Annotated in this window: 24 protein-coding genes; 6 read left to right on the top strand and 18 right to left on the bottom strand. The window is 62.4% G+C overall.

The features are described 5' to 3' along the window. Positions 1–10 precede the first annotated feature (10 nt). From CLV89_RS06185 to CLV89_RS06140, 10 genes are all read right to left on the bottom strand, one after another. Positions 11–1,330, bottom strand: a complete 1,320-nt coding sequence (locus tag CLV89_RS06185) for a glutamine synthetase family protein (protein WP_106162782.1) — start codon at positions 1,328–1,330, stop codon at positions 11–13. 213 nt (positions 1,331–1,543) lie between these two features. Next, positions 1,544–2,350 carry an ABC transporter permease gene (locus CLV89_RS06180; RefSeq protein WP_106162781.1) on the bottom strand — a complete coding sequence of 269 codons (807 nt, stop codon included), beginning with the start codon at positions 2,348–2,350 and terminating at the stop codon, positions 1,544–1,546. Then, positions 2,347–3,252 carry an ABC transporter permease gene (locus CLV89_RS06175; RefSeq protein WP_106163093.1) on the bottom strand — a complete coding sequence of 302 codons (906 nt, stop codon included), beginning with the start codon at positions 3,250–3,252 and terminating at the stop codon, positions 2,347–2,349. Before CLV89_RS06175 ends, CLV89_RS06180 begins: the two co-directional genes overlap by 4 nt. A 112-nt stretch (positions 3,253–3,364) precedes the next feature. Continuing rightward, complete coding sequence (locus CLV89_RS06170) at positions 3,365–4,072, bottom strand: transporter substrate-binding domain-containing protein (protein WP_106162780.1); 708 nt, start codon at positions 4,070–4,072, stop codon at positions 3,365–3,367. 37 nt (positions 4,073–4,109) lie between these two features. Next, the gene (locus tag CLV89_RS06165) at positions 4,110–4,889 is read right to left on the bottom strand and encodes an ABC transporter ATP-binding protein (RefSeq protein WP_106162779.1); all 780 of its coding nucleotides are present in this window, start codon (positions 4,887–4,889) and stop codon (positions 4,110–4,112) included. A gap of 195 nt (positions 4,890–5,084) precedes the next feature. Next, a complete protein-coding gene (locus CLV89_RS06160; RefSeq protein WP_106162778.1) occupies positions 5,085–5,855 on the bottom strand; it encodes a phosphate/phosphite/phosphonate ABC transporter substrate-binding protein in 771 nt (256 codons plus the stop codon). Continuing rightward, positions 5,852–6,292, bottom strand: a complete 441-nt coding sequence (locus CLV89_RS06155; protein ID WP_165798095.1) for a tellurite resistance TerB family protein — start codon at positions 6,290–6,292, stop codon at positions 5,852–5,854. Before CLV89_RS06155 ends, CLV89_RS06160 begins: the two co-directional genes overlap by 4 nt. Continuing rightward, the gene (locus CLV89_RS06150) at positions 6,292–6,762 is read right to left on the bottom strand and encodes a tellurite resistance TerB family protein (RefSeq protein WP_106162776.1); all 471 of its coding nucleotides are present in this window, start codon (positions 6,760–6,762) and stop codon (positions 6,292–6,294) included. Before CLV89_RS06150 ends, CLV89_RS06155 begins: the two co-directional genes overlap by 1 nt. Positions 6,763–6,784: 22 nt before the next feature. Continuing rightward, complete coding sequence (locus tag CLV89_RS06145) at positions 6,785–7,078, bottom strand: DUF1330 domain-containing protein (protein WP_106162775.1); 294 nt, start codon at positions 7,076–7,078, stop codon at positions 6,785–6,787. Positions 7,079–7,294: 216 nt separating this feature from the next. After that, positions 7,295–10,396, bottom strand: a complete 3,102-nt coding sequence (locus CLV89_RS06140; protein WP_106162774.1) for a valine--tRNA ligase — start codon at positions 10,394–10,396, stop codon at positions 7,295–7,297. A gap of 534 nt (positions 10,397–10,930) precedes the next feature. Here CLV89_RS06140 and CLV89_RS06135 point away from each other — a divergent pair. Together CLV89_RS06135 and CLV89_RS06130 are read left to right on the top strand one after the other, a co-directional pair. Further along, positions 10,931–13,240: a xanthine dehydrogenase family protein molybdopterin-binding subunit gene (locus CLV89_RS06135; RefSeq protein WP_106162773.1), complete on the top strand. Its 2,310-nt coding sequence runs from the start codon at positions 10,931–10,933 to the stop codon at positions 13,238–13,240. Further along, complete coding sequence (locus CLV89_RS06130) at positions 13,218–14,303, top strand: DUF2235 domain-containing protein (protein ID WP_106162772.1); 1,086 nt, start codon at positions 13,218–13,220, stop codon at positions 14,301–14,303. Before CLV89_RS06135 ends, CLV89_RS06130 begins: the two co-directional genes overlap by 23 nt. Here the strand turns inward: CLV89_RS06130 and CLV89_RS06125 are convergent. The 3 genes from CLV89_RS06125 to metF form a co-directional block, all read right to left on the bottom strand. Next, positions 14,281–14,940, bottom strand: a complete 660-nt coding sequence (locus CLV89_RS06125; protein ID WP_106162771.1) for a GNAT family N-acetyltransferase — start codon at positions 14,938–14,940, stop codon at positions 14,281–14,283. The genes CLV89_RS06130 and CLV89_RS06125 overlap by 23 nt on opposite strands. 115 nt (positions 14,941–15,055) lie before the next feature. Next, positions 15,056–15,538: a PaaI family thioesterase gene (locus CLV89_RS06120; protein ID WP_106162770.1), complete on the bottom strand. Its 483-nt coding sequence runs from the start codon at positions 15,536–15,538 to the stop codon at positions 15,056–15,058. A 58-nt stretch (positions 15,539–15,596) separates the two neighbouring features. After that, positions 15,597–16,466, bottom strand: a complete 870-nt coding sequence (metF, locus tag CLV89_RS06115) for a methylenetetrahydrofolate reductase [NAD(P)H] (RefSeq protein ID WP_106162769.1) — start codon at positions 16,464–16,466, stop codon at positions 15,597–15,599. Positions 16,467–16,633: 167 nt separating this feature from the next. Between metF and CLV89_RS06110 the strand changes: the two genes are divergently transcribed. Then, entirely contained in the window at positions 16,634–17,539 is a 906-nt protein-coding gene (locus tag CLV89_RS06110; RefSeq protein ID WP_106162768.1) for a LysR family transcriptional regulator, read from the top strand. A 129-nt stretch (positions 17,540–17,668) separates the two neighbouring features. On the opposite strand, the gene CLV89_RS06105 is transcribed toward CLV89_RS06110, so the two are convergent. Beyond that, complete coding sequence (locus CLV89_RS06105; RefSeq protein WP_106162767.1) at positions 17,669–18,691, bottom strand: NADP-dependent oxidoreductase; 1,023 nt, start codon at positions 18,689–18,691, stop codon at positions 17,669–17,671. A 217-nt stretch (positions 18,692–18,908) separates the two neighbouring features. Here CLV89_RS06105 and CLV89_RS06100 point away from each other — a divergent pair, with 217 nt between their 5' ends. Next, the gene (locus CLV89_RS06100) at positions 18,909–19,694 is read left to right on the top strand and encodes an inositol monophosphatase family protein (protein ID WP_106162766.1); all 786 of its coding nucleotides are present in this window, start codon (positions 18,909–18,911) and stop codon (positions 19,692–19,694) included. Positions 19,695–19,845: 151 nt separating this feature from the next. Here CLV89_RS06100 and CLV89_RS06095 read toward each other — a convergent pair whose 3' ends face one another. The 4 genes from CLV89_RS06095 to putA form a co-directional block, all read right to left on the bottom strand. Beyond that, positions 19,846–20,142: an antibiotic biosynthesis monooxygenase family protein gene (locus CLV89_RS06095; RefSeq protein WP_106162765.1), complete on the bottom strand. Its 297-nt coding sequence runs from the start codon at positions 20,140–20,142 to the stop codon at positions 19,846–19,848. 170 nt (positions 20,143–20,312) lie between these two features. Then, positions 20,313–20,690, bottom strand: coding sequence for a GFA family protein (locus CLV89_RS06090; RefSeq protein WP_106162764.1), 378 nt, complete (start codon positions 20,688–20,690; stop codon positions 20,313–20,315). An 11-nt stretch (positions 20,691–20,701) separates the two neighbouring features. Then, entirely contained in the window at positions 20,702–21,472 is a 771-nt protein-coding gene (locus CLV89_RS06085) for a rhomboid family intramembrane serine protease (RefSeq protein ID WP_106163092.1), read from the bottom strand. 290 nt (positions 21,473–21,762) lie between these two features. Continuing rightward, entirely contained in the window at positions 21,763–25,170 is a 3,408-nt protein-coding gene (gene putA / locus CLV89_RS06080) for a bifunctional proline dehydrogenase/L-glutamate gamma-semialdehyde dehydrogenase PutA (RefSeq protein ID WP_106162763.1), read from the bottom strand. A gap of 112 nt (positions 25,171–25,282) precedes the next feature. Between putA and CLV89_RS06075 the strand changes: the two genes are divergently transcribed. Together CLV89_RS06075 and CLV89_RS06070 are read left to right on the top strand one after the other, a co-directional pair. Continuing rightward, complete coding sequence (locus tag CLV89_RS06075) at positions 25,283–25,759, top strand: Lrp/AsnC family transcriptional regulator (protein ID WP_106162762.1); 477 nt, start codon at positions 25,283–25,285, stop codon at positions 25,757–25,759. Between the two features lie 78 nt (positions 25,760–25,837). Further along, the gene (locus CLV89_RS06070; RefSeq protein WP_106162761.1) at positions 25,838–26,407 is read left to right on the top strand and encodes a tetratricopeptide repeat protein; all 570 of its coding nucleotides are present in this window, start codon (positions 25,838–25,840) and stop codon (positions 26,405–26,407) included. The last annotated feature ends 67 nt before the right edge of the window (positions 26,408–26,474 follow it).

Here is a 26,474-nt window from a genome sequence, read left to right as displayed (position 1 = left end):
TTCTCCGCGGTCATACGGCTTCGAGCCACGAGAGCCAATGGCCCTCTGCCGGCTTCTCTGCAAAGCCCGCAAGCTCCTGGCGTTTTGTCATCACCAGATTGCGGATGGCCATCGGCGGCAGGATGCGTGCGATGAGGGGGCTGTTCTCGAACAGGTCGATGGCCTCGGCCCAGCTGCCAGCAAGCTGCGGCAGGCCTTCGATCTCGTAGATATTGCCCTCTGAGGGGGGCGGGGGCGTGGACCCGTCCTCCATGCCGATGAGCGCCGCGCCAAGGACGGTGGCGAGCATCAGATAAGGGTTGATGTCGCCGCCCGAGACCCGGTGTTCGATCCGGCGGGCCTTGTGGCTGCCGCCGGGAATGCGGATCGCGGCGGTGCGGTTTTCATAGGCCCAGGCGGCGGAGGTGGGCGCATGGGCGCCGGGCACCAGCCGTTCATAGGAGTTGCCATGCGGGGCGAAGACCAGCGTGCTGTCGCGCATGGCGTTGATGCAGCCTGCCACCGCCGCATGCAAGGCGGGCGTGCCCTCGGGGCCGCCATTGTCAAAGATGTTGGTGCCATCGGTGTCGCAGACGGAGAAATGCACATGCATGCCGTTGCCGGCTTCCTCGGCATACGGTTTCGCCATGAAGGTGGCGGCAAAGCCGTGCTTGCGTGCAACCCCTTTGACCAGCGCCTTAAAGAGCCATGTATCATCGGCGGCGCGCATGGCGTCCTGATGGGTCAGGTTGATCTCGAACTGACCCAGACCGGCCTCGGAAATTGCATCTTGGGCTGGGATGCCCATGGCCTCGGCACCATCATAGAGATCGGTAAAGAAGTCGTCATAGGCGTCCAGCTCGGCAATCGACAGCACCGATTGCTGGTCCAGAGCGCGACCGGTCAGCGGATCAATGGGCGGCAGCGGCTGGCTGCCTGCGTCGTCGATCAGGATGAACTCCAGCTCGGTGGCGGCGGCGACGGTCCAGCCCTTCTCGGTATAGCGGTCGAGCACATGAGCCAGCACCTGACGCGGGTCGCCGAAGAACGGGCGGCCATCTTCATGCACCATCTTCATCGGCACCAGCGCCGAGGGGGTGGCGAGCCAGGGCATCGGCACGGCGCCGCGTTTGGTGGGCAGCAGAATGCCATCGGCGTCGCCGGTTTCAAACACCAGCGGGCTGTCTTCGATGTCACGGCCCCAGATGTCGACATTGAGAACCGAAAACGGCATGCGGGCGGAGCCTTCACCCAGCTTGTCGGCCATGCCGACGGGGAGGCGTTTGCCGCGCATTTGCCCGTTGAGGTCACAGGCGGCGATACGAATTGTTCTGAGCGCAGAGAAGTCCATGCGCGTGCTCCTTGTCTTGTTGCCCCTACATTGGCGTGACCAATCGAAGCTGGCAAGCAAATTTGATCAAAAAAATTCCTCAAGGCAGAAGGTGCCGTATTCTTTTGCGACATTTCCGGGTCGCAAGCCCGGGAGCGAGGCCGCGGCCACAAAACAACAAAGGCTCCCGAAGGAGCCTTTGTCGCACAGGAGCAGTGTCAGCCCGGATGTGGTTCAGCGGATCATCTGTGGCTTGAAGCGGACTTTGGTGCGCCGCTCTTGCGGGAGATGCCGGTTCAGCCGGGTGTTGATCGCCCCGAAGACGGCGATGATCACCAGCGTCAGCAGGATGAAGTAGAAGGCGAGAATCGGGTAGGGGACAAAGGGGTTGAACGTCTTGTCCGCGAAATAGTTCGCGTAATAGAGCGCGTCGCCTTTTTGCCGCCAGGCGGGAAAGCCCGAAAAATACACCAGCGTGGTGGCGTGAAAGAGGAAGATGGCCTCATTCGTGTAGGCGGGCCAGGCGAGCCGCATCATGGTGGGCCAGATCACCCGGCGAAAGCGGTGCCAGCCGGACAGCCCATAGGCATCCGCGGCCTCGATATCGCCCTTGGGGATCGAGCGCAGCGCACCGTAGAAGATCTCTGCCGAATAGGCGGAGGTGTTGAGAAACAGTACGATCAACGCCCCGAGCCACGCCGCAGAGAGCGGGTCAAAGATCGGCGACACGCTCTTGAGTGACAGGAACAGGAAGTAGGCAAAGAAGAACTGGATGAACAGCGGCGAGCCGCGGAACACGAAGATGAACCCGTTGGCGGGGCTGCGCAGCCAGCGCCGCGGCGAGTTCTTTGCCATCGCAAGCGCGTTGGCAAAGAAGAACCCGGTGACGATCGCGATCACGCCGAAGTAGACGTTCCAGATCAGTCCGGAGCCGATCAGCACGAATTGTTCACATAGGGTGAAGTCGCTGCGCGGCAGCAGGCGTTCGCCATAACCGAGCGACCGAAAGGCATAGGCTTGTAGCGTCTCAAAGCAGCTCATGTCGTGGCCTCCGCAGCCGTGCCGGGTTCCTTGCGCTGTGCCTCTCCGGCCAGCGTGGCCTGACCTTTGGACAGGCGGCGCGAGATCCGTGCCAGCACAAGTTCAGAGACCTTGGTGAAGGCGAGGTAGAAGATCAGCAGCGCCAGGAAATACCACATGCGCCAGTCGCCATGGGGGAAGTCGGTGAACCGTTCGGTCTTGGATCCGCCGAGTTCGCGCGCCCAGTAAACGATGTCTTCGACACCCAGCAGGAACAGAAGCGGCGTGGCCTTGATCAGCACCATCCACAGGTTCGACAGGCCGGGCAGGGCATAGACCCACATCTGCGGCACCAGCACCCGCCAGAACGACTGGCGCGGTGACATGCCGTAGGCCTCGGCGGTTTCGATCTGGGCCCGGGGGACCGCACGCATCGCACCAAACAGGACATTCGCGGCGAAGGCGCCAAAGACGATGGCAAAAGTCAGGACCGCGAGGCTGAAGCCATAGGCCTCATGCACCCATTGGGGGGAATCGTTCAGCGGCATCTTTGCGATCTGGCAGACCACAAAATCATTGCCCTGTCGGATCGGTTCATCCCAGTCAGAGCATTTCACCTTGTGACGCAGCCATTCGATGCCCTGATCGAGCGCAATGACGAAAAACAGGAAGAAGGCGATATCGGGCACACCGCGCACGATGGCGATGTAGCCTTTGCCGAATATGGCCAGGGGGGCAATGCGCGAGCGCGCGGCGCTGGCGCCAAAGAACCCGAAGGCCAGCGCCAGTGGCGCAGTGATCGCCAGAAGCAGCAACACGGTCCCGAAAGACAGGTAAAAGCCCATGTGCTTGCCGGTGGTCAGATAACAGCTCAGCCATTGGAAACCCTCCAGGATGGCCGGATCGGAGCAATAGGAAAAAATGGCGGGCCTCGTTTTCTGGCGCGGGATCGCACGCAAGCGCAGCAGGGTGCGCGGGGAAAAGTGGAAAGGGGGCCAATGCCCCCCTTCCGTGTTTCAGTCTGGGGTCAGCGGATCAGAACTGACCTTCGATTTCCCATTTTTCGAGCATGTCGTTCAGGGAACCGTCTTCTTTCATGGAGGCGATCGCGGCGTTGAATTTACCACGCATCTCGTCGTCGGACTGACGGAAGGCCATGCCGATACCGCCGCCGAGGTAGACGTCGCCGAGGAACACCAGATCACTGGATTCGACGATCGGCGCCAGGAAGTCCTTGTCGGCCATGACCACGTCCGTCTCGCCGGAGTTCACCGCCGCGATGGTTTCATCGGGGGTCGGGAATTCCACCAGGGTTGCGCCGGATTCGGCGACATGCGCGGCCTGGATGGTGCCAGCCTGAGCAGCAACGACGCTGGAGGTCACGTCGACACCTTCGGACAGCGCTGCATAGGCGGAGGGCGATGGCTGGGTGTAGCCTTCGGTGAAGGCAACAACTTCCTTGCGCTCGTCGGTGATCGACATGCCCGCGATGATGGCATCATAGTTGCCGGACAGCAGGTTAGGAATGATCGAATCCCAGTCGTTGGTGACCCACTCGCAGGTCAGCTCAGCGCGCTTGCACAGCTCGTCACCCAGCTCGCGCTCGAACCCGTCAACTTCGCCAGCATCATTGATGAAGTTGTAGGGAGGGTAGGCGCCCTCGGTGCCGAGGCGAACGGTATCGGCCAGGGCAAATGTTGCGGAGAGAGCCAGCGCGGCAGAGCCGAGAAGCAGAGATTTCATGGTGTTACTCCCGTTATTGTGTTGGTCTGGTTTTTGGTTATTGGTCCTGTCGCGTCGACGACAGGAACGCCCGCAGCCGTTCACTGCGAGTGTTTCCGAAGATTTCGTCCGGGCAGCCTTCTTCCTCGATCAGCCCCTTGTGCAGGAACACGATGTGATCGGAGACATCGGCGGCCAAGCGCATATCGTGGGTCACGATCAGCATGGTACGGCCTTCGCTGGCGAGATCCTTGATGACCTTGACCACCTCCTGCTCCAGTTCAGGATCGAGGGCGGAGGTGGGTTCGTCGAACAACAGCGCCTCGGGCTCCATGCAGAGCGCGCGGGCGATGGCGGCGCGCTGTTGCTGGCCGCCTGAAAGCTGCGCCGGAAAGGCGTCGCATTTGTCGCCGATGCCGACCTGGTCGAGGTATTTGCGGGCGGAGGTCTCCACCTCGTCGCGGTCGCGTTTCAGCACTGTCAGCGGTGCTTCCATGACGTTCTGGAGAATGGTCATGTGAGACCACAGGTTGAACTGCTGGAAAACCATCGAAAGGTTGGTGCGGATGCGCAGCACCTGCTTGGCATCGGCAGGCTGACGGGACAGGCCCGCGCCACGCCAGCTGATGGGCTCGCTCTTGAACATAATATCGCCCTGCTGGCTGTCTTCCAGAAGGTTGCAGCAGCGCAGCAGTGTGGATTTTCCGGAGCCTGAAGAGCCGATCAGAGACACCACATCGCCTCTTTTGGCGGTGATATCCACCCCTTTGATGACTTCCAAGTCGCCGTAGGATTTATGCAATCCGCGGATTTCGAGTACAGGGGTGTCGTCGGTCAATGTGATCTCGTCCGGCTATTGTGCAAGGTGACCCTATTGGACCAACTTTTTGGGCGAATGCAATGCGCAATGGGGCAAACACGCCCGTCAAAACGCCAATTCCGCTGCGGAAACTGCCAGAAGGGGCAATGCTCCTGAAAATGCTCCGGAAACGGGGACTGTGTGCGCAGGTCCGGGCGGTGTTGCAGGGCAGCTTCAGCGTGCGCGCGCCAGACGGTCCATCAGCAAGGTCGGCCCGGGCGGGGTGGGAATGGCGAGATAGTCGCTGGGCGTCATGGCCATGATTTTCTTCAGTTGCAGCGTCTCGCGATGGCCCGTGTCCAGGGTCTCCAGCGCGGCTTGCATGGCGGCCAGAATCGCGGCGGCGTCCTCGCTCAATGCAGTGATGAAGGGCAGCGCCGGGGTGGGCTCCGTGCGTTCGAGTTCACACAATTGCGCGATGAGGTCAGGCTCGTAGCTCTGCAGCATCTGAAAGGTGAGCGCATCAATGCAGGCGAAATCGGCCTTGCCGGTTGCGACCGCCTCGGCAGAGGCGCGATGGCTGCCGGTTTCCAGCAGCTCGCCGGGCAGGATATCCTCGGAGCGCATCCGCATCATGGCTGCGGCCCAGCCGGATTGCGACAGCGGGTCATTATAGGCAAACCGGCTGCCGCCGAATTTGGACAGGCGGATGCCGCTTTGATCGGCGCGCGCAACAAGGACGCTGTTGTAGTGGCCCTCGGGACAGCCGGGCAGGCCGTAATCCGGGGTGCCGACGAGCTCCACATCACCATAGAGGCGCGCGCGATAGGGCAGGCCGCAGGTCTGGGCCAGCAGCAGCTCCGGCGAACGCCAGGCCTGCCAGAGATCCATATCACGGGTCAGATGGTCTGGACCACGGCCAAGGGCGGCACGGATCGCCTGCCAGAAGGCATCATTGGCCGCCTTTGTCTCGGGGCGGTCATACATCGGCAACAGAGCAATCATGCGCGGGCCTCTGCCCGTTTGCGCGCCATGGCGCTGTCGACGTCGTTCACACCCAGAAGGTTGGCCGCCAGCCGGATCAGCGCGTCTTCGCCATCGTCTCGTTTGCCGTCCGCCAGTGCGACTTGCCAGAGGGCTTCGACCACGCCGGTCCGGTCCTCATAGGGCACGGCCTCCTTGATCGCGCGGGTGAAGCGCACGGTGTCCGGGGCTGCGGCCTCCAGGCCCTCGCCCTGTTCGCGCAGGATTTGCGTGGCACCGGTATCCAGCGCGAAGCGGGTGCGCAGGATGCGGTCGATGCGATCCCGCTCAACATCCGAATAGACATTATCCGAGCGCGCCAGACGCACGAGTAGCGCCGTCAGCGCCAGACGAGCCTCTTCATCCGGCAGGATCGCGGGGGCCGGGGCCAGCAATTTGTCCAGAAATTCCTTGAACATCACACGTCCTCCCGGTCTGTCGGTTCTGTCGCCAGTTTTGCGCGTGCCTTGTCGCGTGCGCGTTTGTTGTCCATCACGGAAAGCCCCATGGCCTTGCAGGCGTCCTGCACGATCTGGACCTCGCCCTCGTGTTCGCGGCGGTCCGCCAGCACCACTTCCCACAGCGCATCGAGTGCGGCGAGGCGCTCTTCCAGCCCGGTAGTTTCACGGATCAGGCGACCAAATGTGTCGGTCTCCGGAGCGGCGGCGTGCAATTTCTCGCAGGTGGCGCGCACTTTGGCCGCCTCGATCGCGTTATGCTCATAAAGCCGGGCAAGAATGCGGTCGATCAGGCTGATTTCTTCCAGCACATAGGCCCGATCTGACTGGGCGATGCGCACCAGAAGCGCCCCGAGGGCGAGTTCTGCATCCGGGTCCGGCAGGCTTTGGCTCTGCGAGGGGCGGAAGGCCTGAAACAGCTTCTTCAGCATGAAAAAATCCTCTCCCGCGGGCTCAACCGTTGTAGCCTTCGATGATTTCCATATCCCCGGTTGATACCGGATCGCGCAGGGATTTCGCATCCTGATACGCGACACTATCATAGCAGGCCTTGGCCGTTGCGAAATCCTTGAACTCGATCACCACAGTGCGGGACCGCATCTGACCTTCGCGCACCTCCTTCGGGCCACCACGGACCAGAAAGCGCGCGCCGTAATCGGCAAAGGGAATTGCGTTGGCTGCAACATACTCCTTGTAGCGCTCCATGTCGTCAATATCGACATGCGCAACCCAATACCCCTTGGTCATGTAGTTCCCTCACCCTTCTGCGGACCGGTGACCGGCCTCTGTCATTTCGTAGTCCAAGCTGTACCAGATCACAGGCTTTGGCAATCACCACCTATAGGCGATTGTTGATAATTTCACGGGGAAAGCCCCTGTATGCGCATCCGTCAAGCTGCTCTGTTGCAACAAAAAACGCCCAAGCATGACCTCGGGCGTTTTTCATTCAGTTTTTGCGATAGGTCAGCCGATCTCTGCAAGACGCGCCAGCGCCTCTTTGACCTTCTGTTCCTCTTCCTCGCGCATGGCGAGGTTTTCGCGCGCTTCGGCCACCACCTCATCGGGGGCGGAGGCGGCGAACTTGGGATTGTTCAGCCGACCGCGCAGGCCACCCAGCTCCTTGGCCAGCTTGCCGAGGTTCTTTTCCTGACGCGCCTTTTCGGCGGCCACATCGATGATGTCGGCCAGCGGCAGCGCGAAGGAAGCGCCCGGAACCGGGATCGAGATGCAGCCCTTGGGCAGCGTTTCGGTCCGGGTCAGGCTTTCGATACGCGCCTTGTTCATGATGAGCGCCCCGTTGCGGTCCCAGAACCCCTGACTGGTGGCGTCCATTTCTGTCACCAGCATCGGCACGATGGAGCCCGAGGGCACGTTGAGCTGGGCGCGGGCGGAGCGGACATTGCCAATCACCGCGATGACCCAGTTCATTTCCGCTTCGGCCTCTGCATCCACCAGATCGGCCGCCGTATAGGTTGGCCAGGTCGCGTGAGCGAGCATCTTCGACGCCTCACCTGTCTTGGTGCCGCGACCCTCGGTGACGTTCCACAGCTCTTCGGTCACGAAGGGCATGATCGGGTGCATCAGGATCAATGCCTGGTCAATGGCCCAGGCAAAGGTGGCGCGGGTCTCTTCCTTGGCCGCTGCGTCCTCGCCCTGGAACACCGGTTTGGTGAATTCCAGATAACGGTCGCAGAAGGTGTTCCAGAAAGTGGAGTAAAGCGCATTGGCCGCGTCATTGAAGCGGAAGCTTTCAAAGCCCGCATCGACCTCTTCGCGCAATTTGGCGATCTCGCCGATGATCCAGCGGTTGAGGGGCAGGGTGGCCTTGGGCGGCGTTGCGTCGCGGGTGACCGAGAAGGCGTCAATCTGGCTCTCGCCATAAGAGCACGCCTGCCAGATCTTGGTAACGAAGTTGCGATAGCCCTCGATCCGTTTCATGTCCAGCTTCAGCACGCCGCCCAGCGAGGCCATCGCCGCATTGGTGAAGCGCATGGCGTCGGCGCCGTATTCTTTGATGATCTCCAGCGGGTCGATGACGTTGCCGGTGGATTTCGACATCTTCTTGCCCTTGGCGTCGCGCACGAGGCCATGCAGGTAGACGGTGTCGAAGGGGATGCGGTCCTGCACGGGCAGGTTTTCGTCCAGAACGGCAAGTTGCATCATCATCATCCGGGCGACCCAGAAAAACAGGATGTCCTGACCGGTGATCAGCGTGGAGGTCGGGAAATACTTCGAGGTCTCCTCGGTCCATTCCGGCCAGCCCAGCGTGCCGATCGGCCAAAGACCGGAAGAGAACCAGGTATCAAGCACATCCGGTTCGCGCCACATCGGCACCTGCATCGGGCCGGCAAAGCTCTGGATGGTGCCCTCGGTGCGCACATCCATCAGCTTGCGCTGCTCGGCAAGAATATCGGCGGCCTCGTGCTGGTCCGCAACAATGCGGAATTCGGTGCCCTCGGCGGATTGCAGGCGGGCCTTTTCCAGCGCTTCGGCTTCGGTAGCAGCACAGATCGGGTACCAGTCATCCTCGCCGGGGATGTACCAGACGGGGATCTGGTGGCCCCACCAGAGCTGACGCGAGATGCACCAGGGTTCGATGTTTTCCAGCCAGTGGAAATAGGTCTTCTCGCCGGATTCCGGCAGGATTTTCACGTCGCCATTGCGCACCGCGTCGAGCGCCGGGCCGACGACCTTTTCCGCATCCACGAACCACTGGTCGGTCAGCATAGGCTCGATCACCACCTTGGAACGGTCGCCAAAGGGCTGCATGATCGGCTTGTTCTCGACCATGGGCAGGGTCTCGGTGACCTCGCTCTCGTTGCCGTCGGCGTCCTTCACCGTGCGACTGACGGTCTGCATGACGGCGAGACCTTCGTCGGTGATTTCCTGCACCACGAGTTTGCGCGCCTCGAACCGGTCAAGGCCGCGCAGGTGATCGGGCACCAGGTTGATGGCGTCGACGTCGTTTTCGGTGAAGGCGGCGCCCTTGGCGTGATCTTGGGCCTTTGCCGCATCTTCGGCATAGGGTGCGCCGTCGGTGCGCATTGCGCCTTTCATGTCCATCAGGCGATACATCGGGATGCCGCCACGCTTGGCGACCTGATAGTCGTTGAAGTCATGCGCGCCGGTGATCTTCACAGCACCCGAGCCAAACTCCTTGTCCGGGTATTCATCAGTGATGATCGGGATCAGGCGGCGGTGTTCCTTGGGACCGACCGGGATCTCCACCAGCTTACCAACGATAGGCGCGTAGCGCTCGTCCGAGGGGTGCACGGCAACCGCGCCGTCGCCGAGCATGGTCTCGGGCCGGGTGGTTGCGATGGAGATGTAGTCGCGCTCTTCCTCGAGGGTGACGTTGCCGTCTTCGTCCTTCTCGACGTAGGTATAGGTCGCGCCGCCCGCGAGCGGGTACTTGAAGTGCCACATGTGGCCGGCGACTTCGATGTTTTCCACCTCAAGGTCGGAGATCGCGGTCTCGAAATGCGGATCCCAGTTCACCAGCCGCTTGCCACGGTAGATGAGGCCCTTGTTGTACATCTCGACAAAGACCTTGATCACCGCGTCATGGAAGTTCGGCGAGTTCTCATGCCCGGTGCGGGTATCACCGGCAGCGCCCGCCATGGTGAAGGCGGTGCGGTCAAAATCGCAGGACGCACCGAGGCGTTTGAGCTGATTGATGATGGTGCCGCCAGAGGTCTCTTTCCATTCCCAGACTTTCTCCAGGAATTTCTCGCGACCCATCTCGGCGCGGGAGGGCTGCTGGGTTGCCGCCAGCTCACGCTCCACCACCATCTGCGTCGCAATGCCAGCGTGGTCGGTGCCAGGCTGCCAGAGCGTGTCGAACCCCTGCATGCGTTTCCAGCGGATCAGGATGTCCTGCAGTGTGTTATTGAACGCATGGCCCATGTGCAGAACGCCGGTGACGTTCGGGGGCGGGATCATGATGCAATAGGTGGAGGCGCCGGGCTTTGCGTTGGCGCCTGCGGTAAAGCAGCCGGCCTTTTCCCAGGCGTCGAAGAGACGGCTTTCCGCCTCTGCTGCGTTGAAGGTCTTTTCCATTGCCATGTCTGATGCCCCGTCCGTCACGTCTTTGATCTCATGTAGCGGGACTGGCCCGCGTTGAAACCTCCAATAGCGAATGCGGGTGCAAAGGGAAAGTGTCGAACCGATCCGGAAAAAATCGACAGGAGAGGGCCAAGAGGGGCGGTCTGATAACCGGCTATTAAGTCTTATTTGAAATAAAGATGAGCAAGGGCCGCAGCCCACCCCACCCACACCCCCCCAAACTGCGGCCTGAACCCATCAAGAACCCGGCCTTAGTGCCCGGTCAGGTCTGACGCGCATCCCGCGAACCTGGCCGGGCACACGAGGTCGGGTTTTCCTTTGATCTGGAAGGGCTCGTAGGTGGGGGAATTGCCACCGACCTCCACGCCTTGACGACCGGGGCGTGTATGATCGGAGCCTATGGCAGCCGGACGGGGCAGCGGTTCTTCGCCCTTTGACGAAATTCCTTCACCTGTTCAGCGCTATCACTGGACAAGCGCGGCAAGCGCATTAGGCTCCGCGACAGCAGATCGCAGGCACAGAGGAAGCAGTCTCATGAACCAACGCGTCGAGAAATTCGGGAAAAGCCAGCCGCTCGCGCGGGTTGAGGATCAGCGCCTGTTGACCGGGCAGGGACGCTATATCGAGGATACCATGCCGCAGGGGGCGCTGCGGGCGTTCGTGTTCCGCAGCCCGGTGGCGCATGGCGAGATCACCACGCTCAACGTAGATGACGCGCGCGAGGCCGATGGTGTCCATCTGGTGATCACGCAGGCGGACCTGGTCGAAGCCGGGATCGAGGCCAGTCTGGACGGGGCGTTGGTCAAGAACATCGATGGCAGCAAAGGGGCGGCCCCGGAACGCCCGGTGCTGGCCGGACGCCGTGTGCGATATGTCGGAGAGCCTGTCGCCGTGGTCATTGCCGAGACCATAGAGCAGGCTCGCGACGCGGCTGAATTGATCGAATTCGACTATGACGATCTCGACGTGAAAATGGACCTCGCGTCAGGCGGCCCTCAGATCCACCCCGAAGCACCGGACAATCGGGCCTTCAACTGGGGGCTGGGCGACAAGGACGCAACGGACGCCGCCTTTGCCGATGCCGCACATCGGGTGAGCCTGCAGGTGGCGGACAACCGGATCATCGTGAATTCGATGGAGCCGCGCGGCTGTCATGCCAGCTGGGCGGACGGGCGGTTGCATTTCCACTTCGGCGGGCAGGGCGTCTGGGGCATGAAGGAGCAATTGGTCAAGAAGCTGCACCTGGCCGAAGACGCCGTGCATGTGGTGACACCTGATGTGGGGGGCGGCTTTGGCATGAAGGCGATGCCCTATCCGGAGTATTTCGCCGTGGCCCATGCGACCCGGCTGCTGGAGCGCCCGGTGGGCTGGATGTCGGACCGCACCGAAGCGATGCTGAGCGACAATGGCGGCCGTGATCTGACCTCGCTGGCGGAGCTGGCCTTTGACGCGGATCTGAAGATCACCGCCTACCGGGTGCATACGCAGTGCAACCTTGGTGCCTACAATTCCCACTTCGGCCAACCGATTCAGACGCAGCTGTTTTCCCGTGTTCTGGCCGGGGTTTACGACATCCAGACCGCCTGGCTGGAGGTGGACGGCATCTATACCAATACCACGCAGGTCGACGCCTATCGCGGCGCGGGCCGGCCCGAGGCGATCTATGTGCTGGAGCGGGTAATGGACCGCGCGGCGCGCGAGCTGGGCGTCGATCCGATGGAGCTGCGGCGCAAGAATTTCATCGCCCCGCAAAAGTTCCCTTACAAATCCGTCACCGATGAAACCTATGACGTGGGCGACTTCAATCTGGTGCTGGACCGGCTGGTGAAAGAGGCGGATCTGGCCGGGTTCGCGGCGCGGCGCGCGCGGGATGCGGCAGAGGGGCGTTACCGGGGCGCGGGCCTTTGTTACTATATCGAAAGTATTTTGGGTGATCCTTCAGAGACCGCAGACGTCGAATTTCTGGAGGACGGACGGGTGAACATCTACGTGGGCACGCAAAGCAACGGACAAGGGCACGAGACTGTCTTTGCCAAGTTCCTTGCGGACCAGACCGGCATCCCCGTCAGTGAGATCGAAGTTATTCAGGGCGACAGTGATCGCATTGCCAAAGGCGGCGGCACCGGGGGATCGCGGTCTGTCACCACACAGGCCAATGCCACACTGGCAACGGTCGACAAGATGGTTGCCGCCTTTACCCCCTTTCTTGCGGAGGAAATGGGGGTCGATGAGGAGGCCGTGGAATTTGATGGTGAGACTTTCCGCGCGCCCGGATCAAACCTGACGCCAACGGTGCTGGAAACGGCTGATCTGGCACGCGAAAAGGGGCGTGTTGACCTGCTGCGCCATCAGGCGGAGGCGTCTCTGCCCGGGCGCTCCTTTCCCAATGGTGCGCATCTCGCGGAGGTCGTGATCGACCGTGATACCGGACAATCGCGCGTGGACCGCTATACGGTGGTCGATGACTTTGGTAATCTGATCAACCCGATGCTCGCCGAAGGTCAGGTTCACGGTGGTGTCGCGCAGGGGCTTGGGCAGGCGATGCTTGAACATGTGGTCTATGACGCCGACGGCCAATTGCTCACGGCAACCTTCATGGACTACGCCATGCCCCGCGCGGAAGATATGCCCTGGGTCGGCTTCACGTCTGAACCGGTGCCCTCGACCCAGAACCCGATGGGCATGAAGGGCTGCGGCGAGGCTGGCACTGTCGGTGCGCTGGCGGCGGTGGCGAACGCGGTGCAGAACGCGCTCTGGGATCAGGGCATCCGGCAGGTGGACATGCCGTTCACGCCGGTCAAACTATGGGAGTTGATCACGGATGTTTCTCAAGCGGCTGAGTAAATCAGTTCTGGGATTGTTCGGGCGGCCAAGGCTGCTGTCCGCGCAATCCTCGGAAACCGTCACACGCGGACCGCAATGTCATGTGATCATCCTGGACGGCACCATGTCGACGTTGGAGCCAGGTCATGAAACCCACGCGGGCATGGCCTATCGCCTGTGCAAGGAGATGGGCCCCCAGGTGTCGGTCTACTATGAGGCTGGCGTGCAGTGGACCGCATGGAACAAGACTGTCGATGTCATGATCGGGCGCGGCATCAATCGCAAGATCCGCCGCGCCTACGGCTATCTCGCGTCGCGCTATCGTCCGGGCGACAGGATCTACCTTCTGGGGTATTCGCGCGGCGCTTATGCGGCGCGATCACTGGCGGGGATGCTGGGGGCGGTTGGGCTTGTGACCAGTGAACATGCCACCGTGCGCCACATCCGCACCGCCTATCGCCATTATCAACTGGCCAGCGGCAGTGATGTGCGGCAGGCATTCCGCAGCGCCTATTGCCACCCCTCGGTCGAGGTGGAGATGGTCGGAGCCTGGGACACGGTCAAGGCGCTGGGCCTCAGGTTGCCGCTGATTTGGCGATGGTCACAGGTGCATCATGCCTTTCACGATCACAAACTCAGCCAACATGTGAAAGCCGGGTTTCAGGCACTGGCGCTTGACGAGACGCGCGAGGTCTACGCGCCGGTCTTGTGGGAGACATCGCCCGACTACGAGGGGCAGTTGGAGCAGGTCTGGTTCCGCGGGGCGCATGGGGATGTGGGCGGTCAACTGGGCGGGTTTGAAGACGCGCGCCCGCTGGCCAACATCTCTCTGGTGTGGATGCTGGAACGGGCTGAAATGTGTGGATTGCCCTTGCCGCGCGACTGGCGGATGCGGTTTCCGGTCGACCCGGACGCGCCCTCCGTTGGAACCTGGTCGGGGTGGGGGAAGATCTTTCTCATGCGCCGCCACCGGAAGGTTGGATTGGACCGGAGCGAGAAAATTCACCCCAGTGTCCATGCCGCCGGAAAAGACCAGAAATCAGCAAATTGGCTGAGTTTGTTCATGCGTCGAACGCCGCATTGACCGCATCTTGCGTGCCGGGATGATCACTTAGCGTTCTGGTCATTTCCGTTGCGCTGGAAAATCCAAAGACCGGAGCGAAGATGCCAAGTGACTGGACATTCTGGGCGACGAACCCTTCGCGCTCGTACAGCGCGCGGGCGCGTGTGTTGGTGTCAATCACGTCCAGCCGGACCCGCTCCAGCCCGGATGTTTCAGCGTGATCCACAATCGCCTGCAATAGCGCGGTTCCGACGCCAAGGCCGCGGGCCTCAGGATCGACGAAAATCCCGTCCATCAGAAGGGTTCCCGGCTCGCATTCGCGCTCCAGGGAGCTGACCAGCATTGCACGCCAAGCCGCGCCGAACGTGCCATAGACCTCCGCGAGATCCGAGAACGTGCCGCCGATGAAGCTGCCGTGCGGGGATTTGAACCCGGCCACGCCGAGAAACCTGCCGTTGGATGAGATCGCACTGATGGCGTGATCGGGCGCGATCACCTGTTCGAAAAAGGCCACGGCCTTTTCCTGTGGACCCAGCGGATAGCGGAGCTTGCGGGAAAAAGCCTGCCAGTAGCCGCGCGCGGCGCTGGCGCGATGTTCCGCCCTCAGGCCCGGTTCGATCACAATCCTGGCGGCGTCCTGGCCCAAGTTTTCCATCATCCCTCCCTGCATTGTGAGGGATATGGTTTTTCCAGGGCCATCATTCAATTCTCAGCCTGCGGTATTCCGGTGCCACCAATCCGCACGAGCCGGAAAAGTGTCGGCCCTCAGCGCGTTATGGCGCGAGCTTCATCACGATGCAGGTGGTCGATCCGGTGGCATAAAGCTTGTCATCCTCCACGCCCCGGATCTCGCCGTGGGCGATCCCGGTGGAGCGGCCGACGTGGTCGATCTCGCCCCAGCAGTCCACGGTCATGCCCAGCGGGATCGGACGCAGGATGTTGATCTTGTATTCCAGCGTTGTGTAGACCGAGCCCTTCGGCACCCGGGTCATCACCGCACAGGCCATGGCGCTGTCCAGCAAGGTGCCGTACCAGCCCCCGTGCACCGTGCCCATCGGGTTGGTGACGTTGAATTCGGGCGTGCCGCGAAACACCACGCGACCCGCGGTCACGCTGGTTAAGTGATAGCCCATGGTCTCGCCGATGGGCGGGCCGGGCAGGCGGCCCTCGAGGATGCCGGTCATGAAGTCGAGGCCAGAGATCGTAGCGATCTCGGCCATCGGCATCAGATCATTTGGGGATGTTGCAACCGCCATGGCGTCCTCCTGTCAGCGTTGCGCGCAGGCTAGGAGGACGCCGGGGCGCCAACAAGTCTTACGCAACGTTCTCGAGGCGCACCTTCGAGGTCACGCCAAGCGCGTGGCAGACATCGCGGGTCAGTTCGGGACGGTTGAGCGTGTAGAAATGCAGCTTCTTGACGCCGCCCTCCAGCAACTCGGTGCAAAGCTCGCTGCACAGTGCGGTCGCCAGGAGGTCACAGCGATCATCGCGTGTGGCCTTCTCAAACGCCTCGTCGAGCCAGGCCGGGATCGTGGTGCCACAAGCTTCGGCAAAGCGGCGCACGCCTTTCCAGTTCTCAATAGGCAGGATGCCCGGCGTGATGCGATCCGTGTCGAGACCCGCCTTGGCGCAGGCATCGCGAAAGCGAAAGAAGCTCTCGGGCTCAAAGAAGAACTGGGTCAGCGCCTCATCCGCGCCTGCATCAAGCTTGCGCTTCAGCCACTCCACGTTGGCCTGCTGGCTGGCGGCCTCCGGGTGGCTTTCCGGGTAGGCGCCGACGCGCAGGTTGAATTTTCCCTTCGCAGCCAATGCCTCGATCAGTTCAACAGAGGAGCCAAACCCATCCTTAGTGGGCGTGAAACGGCCCTGTTCCTTCGGCGGGTCGCCACGCAGGGCGACGATGTCGGTGATCCCTGCCTCGGCATATTGGTCTGCAATATCAAGCGTTTCCTGACGGGTCGCGGACACGCAGGTCAAATGCGCGGCAACCTTTAGGCCGGAGTTTTTGTGCAGCGTGGTCACCGCGTCGCGGGTGAGTTCACGGGTGGTGCCGCCCGCGCCATAGGTGACGGAGACAAACCGCGGTGCCAGCGGTGCCAGCGATTGAACCGTGTCCCAGAGCCGGAAGGAGGCCTCCAGGTTCTTGGGCGGGAAGAATTCAAAGGAAATCTCGGGCGTGGTCACTGTCACTGTCTCCTCGGGGGGCCGGTGGGGCCGAAAATGGGCGTTCTGCGCACGGGGTGTCGCATTGCGGCTGGTAAGCGTCGCAAGTCGTTTGACCCCTTGTCACACGAGAGCTAAGAGTGAAGCAAATTCATATTTCTCAAGAACAACATGAGGTGAACCACAGGATGCATATCGAATTCCGTCACCTTCGCACGATCAAGGCGATCCACGAGGCGGGCGGCATGGCGCGTGCGGCCGATCAGCTGAACATCACCCAGAGCGCGCTGAGCCACCAGATCAAGGGTCTGGAGGAGCAAACCGGGGTGGAGCTGTTCCAGCGACGCTCCAAGCCGATGAAACTGTCAGCGGCCGGCATGCGCCTGTTGCGGCTGGCAGAGCAGATCCTGCCGCAAATCGAGGCGGCACAGGCGGAATTTGCGGCCCTGCGCGAAGGTGAGGCCGGGCGGTTGCATATCGCCATCGAATGCCACGCCTGTTTTGAGTGGCTGTTCCCGGTACTGGAGTCCTTCCGCAAGAGCTGGGGCGATGTGGATGTGGACATCCGGCCCGGTCTGGCGTTCGAGGCGATGCCGGCCTTGAAGCGTGAGGAGGTAGACCTGGTGGTCTCCTCCGATCCCGAGGAAATGCCGGGCGTCACCTTCATCGAACTGTTCGACTATAGCCCGGTCTTTGTCGCCTCGGCGCAGCATCCGCTGGCGAAGAAGCCTTTTGTGGAGGCCGAGGATTTTCTTGGCCAGACACTGATCACCTACCCGGTGGAGCGCACCCGGCTGGACATTTTCAGTCAGCTTTTGATCCCGGCGGGGGTGGAGCCTGCAGGTATCCGCAAGGTCGAGCTGACGGCAGTGATCCTGCTGCTGGTCGCGTCAAACCGCGGGGTGTCGGTGTTGCCGGACTGGGTAGTGCGCGAGGTGAAATATTCCTCCGATTACGTCACACGCCCCCTGACCGAGGCGGGGATCACACGTCGTCTTTATGCCGCTATCCGAACAGAGGATGAGGCAAAGCCCTACATGCAGGAGCTGATCCGTCTGGCGCGTGTCGAGGCGCGCAAGCTTCAGACGCAATGATCGGCGCGCGTTGCGGCGCGATGCGCATGCCGGGCCGACAGGCCCGGCATGCGCGGGTCCGATCCGTCAGGATCGGAAGCCGCTCAGGGCGGGGTGGTCGGCATCGGACGACAGACCCGCAGTCCGGGATCAGGCGAGTTTGACCACCTGCTTGCCGGTGTTGCCGCCCTTCAGCATTGACATGAAGGCAGTAGGGGCATTCTCCAGCCCCTCAGCCACGTCTTCCATAAATTTCACCTGACCGGAGGCCACCATCGGGCCGACCTCCTGCAGGAAGGCGGGGTATTGGTCAAAGTGATTGGCGATAATGAAGCCGTTGATCGACAGATGCTTCACCAGCACCGTGCGCCAGATCCCAGGCCCGCTGAGTTTCGTGTCCGCAGCGCCATCATACCAGGCGATCATGCCGCACAGCGGGATGCGGCCAAAGCGGTTCATCAGGGGCAGGACCGCTTCCAACACTTTACCGCCGACATTTTCAAAGTAGATATCAATTCCGTCCGGGCAGATCTCGGTGAGGGCCGCCTGCAGCTCCTGCGCCGTGTCATAGGCGCGGTGGTCAAGGCAGGCATCAAAGCCGAACGTCTTGGTCGCCAGGGCGCATTTCTCGCCGCCCCCCGCAATGCCGACGACGCGCAACCCGGCGGCCTTGGCCAGCTGTCCCACCATGGAGCCGACAGGGCCGGTGGCCGCTGCCACCACCAATGTCTCGCCCGCCTTGGGGCGGCCATGGACGTTCAAGCCATGCCACCCGGTAAACCCCGGCATGCCCAGGGCACCCAGGGCCAGCGAGGTCGGCGTCAGGGAAGCGTCGAGTTTTTGCAGCTCATCACCGGGCACAGCCGCATGTGACGCCCAGCCGAACATGCCCAGGACCTTGTCTCCTGGCGTCAGATCGGGATGGTTCGAGATCAGCACTTCGCCCACCGCGCCGCCTTCCATTTGCGCGCCGACCGCGACAGGGGCCGCATAGGATTTTGCATCGTCCATCCGCCCGCGCATATAGGGGTCGAGGGACATATACTCCGCTTTTACAAGAACTTCGCCCTTGCCCGGTGTCGGGATGTCCAGGCTCTCAAGGCGAAAGTTCTCAGGGGTGGGCGCGCCATTGGGGCGGCTGGCGAGTACGATACGTTGCATCTGCTCGGTCATGTGGGGTGTCCTCCTATCGAGATGAATGGGGCAGGTGGGCTGCATCCTGTTTGCATGAACTGAACTAGTCAGTTCAGTTGAGGGCGACAACCCCCTCTCAGTTTACCACGAGGTCGACAGATCCCGATGGGGGCAGGTTTCGCCCTTGGCAAGCGGGCGCGAGGCGTGTATGGCCACCCTTTGACCGACATCTCCCCCCGCAAGGACAGCTCGTACAATGATTGGTAGCGCAAATCTCAACGTGATGATCAAGGCCGCTCGCAAGGCAGGCCGCTCCCTGGTGAAAGATTTCCGCGAAGTCGAAAACCTGCAGGTCTCTACCAAAGGGGCCGGGGATTTCGTGAGCCGCGCCGATATCGCCGCCGAGAAGATCCTGAAAGATGAGCTGATGGGCGCGCGCCCGACCTATGGCTGGTTGGCCGAAGAAGGCGGCGAAGAACCCGGCGAGGATCCGACCCGTCGCTGGATCGTCGATCCGCTGGACGGCACCACCAACTTCCTGCACGGTCTGCCTCATTGGGCGGTGTCCATTGCGTTGGAACACAAGGGCAAGATCGTTGCGGGCGTGGTTTATGACGCGGCCAAGGACGAGATGTTCTTTGCCGAAAAGGGCGCAGGCGCCTGGATGAACGAAACCCGCATGCGTGTCTCTGCACGTCACCGCATGATCGAGTCGATCTTTGCCACCGGGTTGCCGTTCGCTGGTCGTGCCGACCTGCCGGAAACCCTGAAAGATCTGGCGCGTTTGATGCCGGCCTGTGCCGGTGTGCGTCGCTGGGGGGCTGCCGCCCTCGACATGGCCTATGTGGCTGCCGGACGGTATGAGGGCTACTGGGAACGTCGCCTGAACGCCTGGGACGTTGCCGCAGGGATCATTATCGTCAAGGAAGCAGGCGGTCTGTGCGAAGGGCTCGACCCCGAGGCCTCCATCATCGAGAGCGGGAATGTGATCTGCTCCAACGAGCCTATCTTTGAGAATTTTGCCAAGGTTATCCGGGGCTGATCGAGCCCGGGACGTGCACATCGGTTTCGGGGGAGACCCCGGTGCCGTGCCGTCCAAATAATCTGATCTGACACCCCGGCGGCGCTCCTGCCTCGGGGTGTTTTTTGTTTCGGACGATCATGGCGACCGGGCCATTTGCCTCAGATCCGGCTCAGGCTTCGATAAACTCGTAATGTTTGATCGATCTGAACTGGACGAGATCTGCCTCGGCCGGGTCGATATGCGGGCTGTCGTAATCCTCGCCGACAAAGTCCTTGAGCGCATCGAGGCTCTCCCAGACCATGACAAGGCTGAAGTCCCGCGGACTGTCGTTGCGTGCGGCTCCGGGGAACACCGAGATGACGCCCTTGGTGGCTTTCATCATAGGGATCGCGGTGCGGTGAAAGAATTCGGCAAACTCGCCTTCCTTCCCCGGATGGGTGATAACTTGAAAAATGCGCATGATCATGGCGAGGCCTCCCTGAAGTGAACGGGCGTCCTGACGTATGTCTGCCTCTGCGTTTCTACGGCTTGTCAGCTAAGGTAGCATAAAAGCGGGCTGTGGTCGCCATCTGACGCAAGTGTTCGGGCGGCATCATTCAGTGGGCATGGATGGATGGGGGCGCTCGGAACCTGAGCCTAGCGGTCGGCCGGGTGGTTGACGCCGTCGGTCCAGGGAATGTCGCCAAAGCTGTCGGCATGGGTACGCGGGTTGCCGCCCTCGATACAGCCGAGGTTGACGCCGCATTGCGCCGGGTCAGAGCGCCGTTGGTGATAGACATAGATGCCGCAGATCTTGCAGAAATAGTGCTTTGCGGTGTGGCTGCCCCATGTGTAGCAGCTGAGCGCCTCGCTCCCGCGCAGCACCTTGAGGCTCTGCATGAGGGCGGTCACCGCAGGGGCGCCGCGGCGCAGGCAGAAGGAACAATCACACCGGCTGGCGGAGCTCAGCCCGTCCGGGAAGTCGGCGCTGATTTCAACGGCCCCGCAATGGCAGGTGGCGTGGCGGGTTTCCATATCCGTCTCCTTCACTTGCCCCAGGGGCCGGGACGGCGGGCTGGGGTGTGGCGCGGGATGCGTGGAATGCGGCTGGTGCTGTAGGTCGTTTCCGGGTGCGGCGGCTGACCGTCTGTGCGGGTCCAGAACCTTGGACCGCCTCGCTTGATCCAGAGCGGCACAGTCAGCGCCAGCCCGATGAAGAAGCCCCCCGCATGGGCCCAATATGCGACGCCGCCAAGATTGGGATCGGCGTTGAGGCCACCGAGGAACTGCATGCCAAGCCAGAGACCCAGCATGATGAAGGCGGGCACGGGAATGATGCGGAAGAAAATGATCAGGATGATCAGGATATCCACCCGCGCCTTCGGAAACATCAAGAGGTAGCCGCCCATGACACCGGCGATGGCACCGGAGGCTCCCACCAGCGGCACCAGTGACTGCGGGGCCGACACCACATGGGCCAGTGTCGCGCCGACACCAGACAGCAGGTAGAACAGAAGGAAGGGCAGGTGGCCCATCTCGTCCTCCATATTGTCGCCGAAGATCCACAGGAACAGCATATTGCCTGCCAGATGCAGGATGCCACCGTGGATGAACATTGACGTCACCAGCGTCAGCGGGGCCTCTCCCATCATGATCTCTCGCGGGACCGTGGCAAAGGCGCTGTAAAAGAGCGCGAGGCTGCGATCTGTCGAAAAACTGGTGGAGTACCACAGATACCCAAGGATGTTGGCCGCCATCAGAAGATAAACGACATAGGGCGTGCGGCCGGATGGGTTGTGATCGCGCAGTGGAAACATGCGCAGACGCTGGGCCGTGGCCGGGCCGAGGTCAAGGCCATTGGCGCGATTTGCCACCGGGCTTGAGTGATTTTTGGCCTGGGGCGCTCCCGCCCCATGGGCAGGCGGCAAAGCCACCCACACATGCGTTGGGCCGGGCGGGGGCCGCGCCAAAGGCGCGGCCCCCGCCCCCCGCGATGCGCGAAGCGCAGCGCAAACCCTCTCTTGAAAGAGCAATTCAAAGAAACGCCGCCCCGTCTCGGAAGGACACGGAGCGGCGCGTTGGTGTTGATCGCGTCAGATGTCGCGTGTCAGGCGTTGCCGCCGAGGAGTGCGGCATTGCCCCCGGCCGCAGTGGTGTCGACGCAGACGTGGCGTTCGGCCAGCACGCGGGCGCGATCCGGGGTGCCCGGGATCAGTGGCAGGATCGGGCCGTCGCGCTTGGACAGGGCCTGCTCGATCTCGCGGCCCGTTGCCTCATCGCCCCACCACAGCACACCGGCGATGCCGCCGAGATGTTGCAGGCGATGCAGATCCACCATGTCGTCCGCCTCCAGCGCGGTGCCGCCAAGTGCGATAACCTGCTTGGCCTGCTCTGCAGCGGCGGCTTTGCCGGGGCCCATGCACAACAGCGGCGCGCGGGCGGAGACTGTCAGACGGTTGGATTCACCGGTGGGGCCGGGCAGGGACGTGGTGACAGGCGCGCGGGCCTCGCCGGTCTCGCCGGGGAGTTCCGCCATGGTGCCGTCCCATGCCTCGGTGCTCAGCTGGCGGTCCGGGGCGCAGAAGCGCGCGAGGTAGTGGGGGCCGCCCGCCTTGGGACCGGTGCCCGACAGACCTTCGCCGCCAAACGGCTGGCTGCCGACGATGGCGCCGATCTGGTTGCGGTTCACATAGATGTTGCCCGCGTGGATGCGGTCGCAAACATGCTGCACCCGGTCGTCGATACGGGTCTGCAGACCGAAGGTCAGCCCGTAGCCGGTGGCATTGATGGCGTCGATCACATCGTCCAGCTGGCGCGACTTGAAGGTCGCCACATGCAGCACCGGGCCAAAGATCTCCTCCTGCAGGTCGCTGATGCCGTCGATCTTGATCAGCGTCGGACCGACGAATGTGCCACCCTGCGGCGCCTGCATCTCCTTCAGCACCCGACCTTCGCTGCGGGCCTGGTCGATATGGGCGAGGATCTTGGCGCGGGAGCCTTCGTCGATCACCGGGCCGCTGTCGATGGACAGATCCCAGGGATCGCCGAGATCCAGCACTTCCATCGCGCCCTTGAGCATGGTCAGCACGCCCTCGGCCACGTCTTCCTGCAGGTAGAGGCAGCGCAGGGCGGAGCAGCGTTGGCCTGCCGACTGAAACGCGCTTTCGATCACCGCCTGCACGGCCTGTTCGGGCAGGGCAGTCGAGTCCACGATCATCGCGTTCAAGCCGCCGGTTTCCGCAATTAGCGGCGTGCCGGGGGCGCAATTGTCGGCCATCGCCGCGCGGATGCGCATGGCGGTGGCGGTGGAACCGGTGAAGGCGACGCCGCCCACACGCGCATCGCCGGTGATCGCCGCGCCGACCTTGGAGCCACGTCCGGGCAGGAATTGCAGCACTTCGCGCGGGACGCCTGCCTCATGCATCAGCTCGACTGCGCGGAAGGCCACCAGCGGGGTCTGATCGGCGGGTTTGGCCAGTACCGCGTTGCCGGTCGCCAGTGCGGCCGACACTTGACCGGTGAAGATCGCCAACGGGAAGTTCCACGGCGAAATGCAGGTGAAGATGCCCGCAGGAGCGGCATCGGGGATGCGGGCGGCGTAGTAGCGCAGGAAGTCCACCGCCTCGCGCAGCTCTGCCACCGCGTCCATCTGCGTCTTGCCAGCCTCGCGCGCGAGCAAGGCGAACAGCTCGCCATAGTTGGCCTCATAGAGGTCAGCGGCTTTGTTGAGTGCGGCGGCGCGCACCTCTGCCGGGGCGTCCCAGGTGGAGGCGGAGGCCAGGGCCAGCTCCACATCCTCGGCGCTGGATTGCGCCACGGAGCCGATCTCGCTCAGATCGCTGGGGTTGGTGACGGCCACACGGGTCTCCGGCATGGCCTCGCCCGCGATCAACGGCACTGCGTCCCATGTGGCGCTGCGGAAGGGCGCGCGGGCCTCGTCGATGGCCGAAAGGGTGGGCGCATGGCGCAGGTCAAACCCCTTGGAGTTGATACGCTCCGGCTGGAACAGGTTCGGGCCGGTGGGGATGTCGGTGCTCAGGTCGTCCACTTGCAGGAAGGGATCGGCGGCGACCTCTTGCGGTGGCACATCCTCATCGACGATCTGGTTCACGAAGGAAGAGTTGGCGCCGTTTTCCAGCAGACGCCGCACCAGATAGGCCAGCAGGTCGCGGTGCGCCCCAACCGGTGCATAGATGCGGCAGCGGGTGTTGTTCTTGTCCATCACCTTCTGGTGCAGGGTTTCACCCATGCCGTGCAAGCGCTGGAATTCATAGGCCTGACCGTCCTCTGCCATGTGCAGGATCGCGGCGACGGTATGGGCGTTGTGGGTGGCGAACTGCGGATAGATCCGGTCCGTGCGGGACAGGAGTTTGCGCGCGTTGGCGATGTAGGACACATCCGTGAGCGCCTTGGAGGTGAAGACCGGAAAACCATCCATGCCCTCGACCTGCGCGCGCTTGATCTCGGTGTCCCAATAGGCGCCCTTCACCAGACGCACCATGAAGCGGCGGTCGTATTTTTCCGCCATCTCGTAGAGGGCGTCGATGGCCAGCCCGGCGCGCGGACCATAGGCCTGCACCACAACGCCAAAGCCGTCCCAGCCATGGAGCGCGGGATCGGAGATCACCTCCTCGATCACCTCGAGCGAGATCGACAGGCGGTCGGCCTCTTCGGCGTCGATGTTGAGACCCATTTTTGCCGCCTTGGCCAGCAGCGCCAGGGCCTTGAGGCGCGGCACCAGTTGTTGCTTGACCGAGGCTTCCTTGGCGATCTCGTAGCGCGGGTGCAGGGCCGAGAGTTTCACCGAAATGCCGGGGTTTTCGCGGATGTCGCTGCTGGTGCAGGCGCTGGCAATGGCCGAGATGGCGCGGGAATAGGCAAGGTGATAGCGCGAGGCATCCGCCTCGGTGCGCGCGGCCTCACCCAGCATGTCGTAGGAATAGGTGTAGCCCTTGGCTTCCATGTTGGAGGCGCGTTTCATGGCGCTTTCGATGGTCTCACCCAGCACGAACTGGCGGCCCATTTCCTTCATGGCGCGGCCCACGGCGGTGCGGATCACCGGCTCACCCAGACGTTTGATGGCACCGCGCAGGGCGCCGACGGGGCTTTTTTTCTCGTCCAGCACGCGACCGGTCAGCATCAGGGCCCAGGTGGAGGCATTGACCAGCGAGGAGGTCGATTTGCCCATGTGCTTGCCCCAGTCGGAGGGCGCGATCTTGTCTTCGATGAGGGCGTCGATGGTATCCGCATCCGGCACCCGCAGCAGCGCCTCAGCCAGGCACATCAGGGCAATGCCTTCGTCGGTCGACAGGCCATATTCGGCCAGGAAGACCTCCATCAGCCCGGGCGAGGAATGGCCGCGGATGTCCGTCACCAGCTGGGTGGCGGAGGCACAGATGGCAGAGCGATCGGCCTCGGACAGCGCGGCCTGGGCCACCAGCGCATCGCGCATGCGGGCCTGATCTGCATAGGTGCCGGCATCGATCCGGTCGCGCAACAAGATGGTAGATGTCATGTCTTTTCCCCAATCTCAGAGATTTTGACCCTTGTATCGCGTTCATACTGGTCATTTCTCCCGTTTGTGTCGATAATGCGGATCAAACGCGTTTATTTGCGGAGGCTTTTTGATGCAATCGCGCTTCCCCGGTCTCGACCGGTTTGATCAATCGATTCTACGTGAGCTGAGCCACAACGGCCGCAGCTCCATTTCCGATCTAGCGCGTGCAATCGGTCTGTCGAAGTCGCCCACCCAGGCCCGCCTGAAGCGGCTGGAGGCGGAGGGTATCATTCAGGGCTATCGCGCGATGATCGACCCGATCCGGCTGGGGCTCGATCACATCGCCTTTGTCGAGGTGAAGCTGACCGACACCCGCGAGGCGGCCTTGGCGGCATTCAACGCCGCCGTCGTACAGGTGGCCGAGATCGAGGAAGTTCATATGCTGGCATCGCATTTCGACTACCTCCTGAAGGTGCGCTGCCGCTCGATGTCGGATTTCCGCGCGGTGTTGGGCGAGCGGATTTCCTCGCTGCCGCATGTGTCCTCGACCTCCACTTACATGTCGATGCAGACGGTGAAGGACGACGGGGGGCTGGGGCCGATCTAGGCGCGAGGACAATCGCGTATGCGCCAGCACACGCGATTGTAACTTGTCCGCAGCGGAATTTGGCGCACCATATCGGGTATGTTGCTTCGTGTCGTGATCCCCGCCGTCGTGTCCCTGTCAGTTCTTGCCGGGGGCAGTTGGGCAGAGTGTCCTAGCGCGCCGGATCACGCGGCGCGGATCGATGAGGTGCTGGAGCAGGTGCAAGCCGCCGACAGCGAGCGCGAGGCAAAGCGCATCGCCAATCAGCTCTGGACCTTCTGGGCGGATGCGCCGGACGCTCAGGCGCAGGAGATCCTGGATCGCGGCATGACCCGGCGCTCGGCCTTTGATTTCCTCGGCGCGATGTCCGATTTCGACCGGCTGATTGACTACTGCCCCGACTATGCGGAGGGCTACAATCAGCGCGCCTTCGTGCACTATCTGCGCCGGGACTTCGCCGCTGCGCTTGAAGATCTGGATCGCGCCTTGGCACTGTCGCCGCGCCATGTGGCGGCGATGAGCGGACGTGCCTTGTCGTTGCTGGGCCTCGCGCGACCGGACGAGGCGCGTAGTACCCTGCAGGAGGCTCTGCGGCTGAATCCTTGGCTGTCCGAACGCCACCTGCTTGGCCCCGGTGCGCCTCTGGAAGCGGATGAGATCGAGTTGTAGCGACGTCTGCGGTGTGAGAAATGAAACCGCAAGCCTCTGAAAATCCTGTTGAACACAGCCGCCCGCG

The organism is Tritonibacter scottomollicae (assembly GCF_003003215.1).
Taxonomy (GTDB): domain Bacteria; phylum Pseudomonadota; class Alphaproteobacteria; order Rhodobacterales; family Rhodobacteraceae; genus Epibacterium; species Epibacterium scottomollicae.
This window is presented reverse-complemented; position numbering and strand designations above follow the sequence as displayed.